Source organism: Blautia sp. AF34-10 (genome assembly GCF_003477865.1).
GTDB lineage: Bacteria > Bacillota > Clostridia > Lachnospirales > Lachnospiraceae > Fusicatenibacter > Fusicatenibacter saccharivorans.
Map to the genome: position 1 here is coordinate 1 of NZ_QUED01000064.1, position 3,476 is coordinate 3,476.

A 3,476-nucleotide genomic window follows, 5' to 3' on the forward strand; every position below is an offset into this window, starting at 1 on the left:
TCAGATATGTTGCCCGAAAACATTAGAAAGCCGCAAAAAGCCAGCGGAAAATAAACAGACCGCAAAAGCGGTCTGCTATTTGTCAAGGTGCTCGTATTCTACCGTTTACAATAGATTTACACAATGTTTGTGTATGAATCTATTATAAGACAGTGTGGCTCAACCATACCGGAATGATGGCTCACTATAAAACGGAAGTGTGGCTCAATCGCACAGGACAGGTGGCTCAATCACCCAAAGATTATTCAGTAGATGGAAAAGATAAAAAGTAAGCGCAAAATATTGCTACGTTACTCATGAATTACGCTTGCACCAAAATAATAGATGCAAGCGTTTTACTCTATTTTAGTTTTGACAGTTCGTTTTCGCAGTCTCGCTCCATGGGGCAAGCTGTTCCAACTGTTCATCTGACATTTTATCGTCTGGCCGCTGTGATAAGAGATATGTCAGATATTTATAGGTATTCAGATCATTCGCTTTTGCCATCTCGACCATTGTATACACAATAGCACTGGAGGCAGCTCCTTTCGGACTGGCACTGAACAGCCAGTTCTTCCGGCCGACAGTGAATGGCCTGATTGCATTCTCGCTAAGATTATTGGACAAACTGCAATGACCGTCTTCCAGATAAGTCATCAGGGTGTCTTTCCGATTTTGGGCATAGTTTACCGCTTTCGCCAAACGGGTTCCTTTGTTTGGGCGCTGTTGATCCAGCCAATTCCAGAATGCCTCCAGTATTGGCTTCTCCTTTTCAAGACGAAATTGTTTTCTCTGCTCCGCAGTGTGATTTTTTGCTTTTGAGTACCGCTCACAATCAAACAGCTTGGAACAGAACTGTACTCCCTGCACTGCCGGAAGGCTGTAATCATACTCTTTCCCTTTCGGTATGGCATCTGTGAAGTAACGTCTCACATGTGCCCAGCAAGAACAGCGCTTGATATCCGGCAGATTATTATAACCCTGATATCCATCCGTCTCCAGATATCCGCTGAACCCCTGTAGGAAAGATGCTGCATGGAACTTTGCCCTTGTCTCTGTATAATGATAGAGCAGGAGCGGCGGAAGTCCGTCTTCTCCACTGCGGAAGAGCCACATCCAGGAATCCGTTTCAGGATTACGCTCCGGCTCATTCAGTACCTGAACCCGGGGTTCATCTGCCATCAGATATTTACGCATCCGTAACTGACGGTGAAAATAATCATAAACATGACGGAGATAATTCTCGGCACAGTAAATGATCCAGTTAGCAAGCGTAGCCCGGCTTAATGGGACACCCAGTTGCTTCCAGTCCTCTTCCTGCCTGTTTAACGGCAGACCATTCTGGTACTTCTGGTGCATTGCCCATCCGACAACGGATTCCGATGCATAACTTTCCGGGATCAATGGTTCCTGAACAGGGACTTTGACAAATGTCTGATCATCCGGATGTTCCTCTGATATGGCACACTCCGGGCATTTATAGGTTTCACGATAGATATTTACTACTTTTCCCTTGGCCGGGGTAAAACGAAATTCATGGCGGACGAATTCTTTCCCAATACATTCCATCTGCGTTCCGCAGGTTGGACAGTTTCGCTCCTCCTCCGGAAGAGAAATGATCTCGTCGCAGGAAGGAACATTTTTAAAGAGATCAGCATGTGTCCGTCTTGCTTTTCTCTTATGTTCCGGAACAGTGATGTCATCAGGAAGTTCCTGTTCCCATGTCGGGTCTGCTTCCTGCTCGGCTTCATCAAAAAGATTCAACTGGCCATCGATATCTTTCCGTTTTTCACTGGAAGTACCAAAAAGTTTCTTCGTGAGATATTCAATCTGCTGACGAAGGTTTTCTTTTTCCAGCCGGTCTGCTTCCAATGTTTTTTTGTAAAGACTGGATCCGTTCTGTCTGTGTGGAAATCGTCTTATTCAGTTGGTTGATCATGTCCTTGTACGCAAGGATTTTTGAATCTTTTGAATTGCCAGCCATATGTTTTCTGCTCCTTTTTCACTGCTCTTATTATACCATAAAAAGCAATGAAAAAGAAGCAGAAAACCCAGCATTTACAAGGAATTTCAGACATGATACAGGGTGAGAAGCCCCTCCGTTTCTGTTGGTTGGCATAGATGTTTTACGCGATCATTCCGTAGGTTTGAATGCCTTGGGTTGTTCGATTTCAAGCCCGGACATGAGCCAGTCGAATTGCTGCCAGGTCAATTGTTTTACTTCCAGCTGATTTCTGGGCCAGCGAAACCTGCCCTGAACTTCCATACGTTTATACAGCAGCACAAATCCGTCAGATTCCCAGAGCAAAGCTTTGATCCTGTCACAACGTTTTCCACAGAAAAGATACAGGGCACTTCGCCTTGGATCCATATGGAGTTGATCCTCTACAATAGCACACAGCCCGTCAATGGATTTCCGCATATCCGTTCTGCCTGTTACGATATAGATTTCATCGGCGGCTGTGATATCCCCTAACATTCCAGCTCCTTCACAATTCGAAGCGTTTGAGCCAGAAGCTGAGGATCTGTTCCATTTGGTATTGTTAGATGAAAGCTGCCTACAGACAGCTTCATTGACTCTGCTACAGAAAAGTTATTCCTTTCCGTAGCTGCCGGAATTACATTTAATGGCTGTTCATAAGGAATCGGGTCAGTATCATGAAACTCCACTCTGACAACTTCCTAGCTTTCTGGTGCGCGATAGGTGCGTCCAGTTGACGCCGGCAAATCCACACAACCTTTCTGACGCAGTCTTTTTACCCAGTTGTAAAAAGTTCCTGGCTTGATATCATGTTCCACACACCATTGATGATCTGTCAATCCACTTTGACGGCATTCCATGATGAGACGGTATTGTTCTTCGACAGGTATTCTTTTGCTTTTCATGAGCACACCTCCATAACTTGAATAGAGTAAAATGCTCGCACCTATCATTTCTAGCAAGAAAAGATGAAGTAAAATGCTTGCATTCTCTATTGATTATTATGGGATATTTTTTAGGGCAACACAATCCGTCGAATTATTTTGCACTTACCTTTTTTGAGAGAGAAGGGTAATTTCTTTCTGATTAAAAAGGTTGTTACATTCATCTATAATAGCTTCAACTGTGCGTACCTGTGAAGGCGTGAGTCGGCGGAGCTTATCTGAAAGAATCAACAGATCCTTATCTATAATTTCACCAGTGAGTAAATAATCGGCACTTACTTCTAAAGCAGAGGAGATTTTTAGCAGATTTTCAGGCCTCATTGCTCGCTTCCCTGATTCAGCATAAGAAACAAACTGGGTAGTGACTTCCCCTTTTTCTGCAAGTGCTTCTTGAGTGAGTCCCAGCTTTTTTCGACGATCCATAATTCTTTTTCCGATTTCCTGTAAACATAATTCGCTATCCGACATTAGTATAAGACATCTCCTCTCGTATTGTTAAATTATATCCACAATAGATGATAAAAATAAGCGTCTACTGTTGACTAAAATCAACAATACGATATTATAATCGG

Annotated in this window: 4 protein-coding genes and 1 pseudogene; all 5 read right to left on the bottom strand. The window is 43.5% G+C overall.

From position 1 onward, the window contains the following. Positions 1-345 precede the first annotated feature (345 nt). The 5 genes and pseudogenes from tnpC to DWZ60_RS16740 all read right to left on the bottom strand — a co-directional run bounded on the left by tnpC (position 346) and on the right by DWZ60_RS16740 (position 3,372). Positions 346-1,963: pseudogene (gene tnpC, locus DWZ60_RS16720) on the bottom strand (IS66 family transposase). Between the two features lie 150 nt (positions 1,964-2,113). Further along, positions 2,114-2,458, bottom strand: coding sequence for an IS66 family insertion sequence element accessory protein TnpB (tnpB, locus tag DWZ60_RS16725; RefSeq protein WP_009246070.1), 345 nt, complete (start codon positions 2,456-2,458; stop codon positions 2,114-2,116). Further along, positions 2,452-2,649, bottom strand: coding sequence for a hypothetical protein (locus DWZ60_RS21355; protein ID WP_243038382.1), 198 nt, complete (start codon positions 2,647-2,649; stop codon positions 2,452-2,454). The genes tnpB and DWZ60_RS21355 overlap by 7 nt, the downstream gene beginning before the upstream one ends. A 12-nt stretch (positions 2,650-2,661) precedes the next feature. Next, complete coding sequence (tnpA, locus tag DWZ60_RS21360; RefSeq protein ID WP_227094042.1) at positions 2,662-2,865, bottom strand: IS66 family insertion sequence element accessory protein TnpA; 204 nt, start codon at positions 2,863-2,865, stop codon at positions 2,662-2,664. Between the two features lie 144 nt (positions 2,866-3,009). Next, the gene (locus DWZ60_RS16740) at positions 3,010-3,372 is read right to left on the bottom strand and encodes a helix-turn-helix domain-containing protein (protein ID WP_117805382.1); all 363 of its coding nucleotides are present in this window, start codon (positions 3,370-3,372) and stop codon (positions 3,010-3,012) included. Between the last annotated feature and the right edge of the window lie 104 nt (positions 3,373-3,476).

Coding starts and splice junctions, on each gene's coding strand:
- tnpA (WP_227094042.1), bottom strand. CDS start 2,865: ATGAAAAGCAAAAGAATACCTGTCGAAGAACAATACCGTCTCATCATG.
- DWZ60_RS16740 (WP_117805382.1), bottom strand. CDS start 3,372: ATGTCGGATAGCGAATTATGTTTACAGGAAATCGGAAAAAGAATTATG.
- tnpB (WP_009246070.1), bottom strand. CDS start 2,458: ATGTTAGGGGATATCACAGCCGCCGATGAAATCTATATCGTAACAGGC.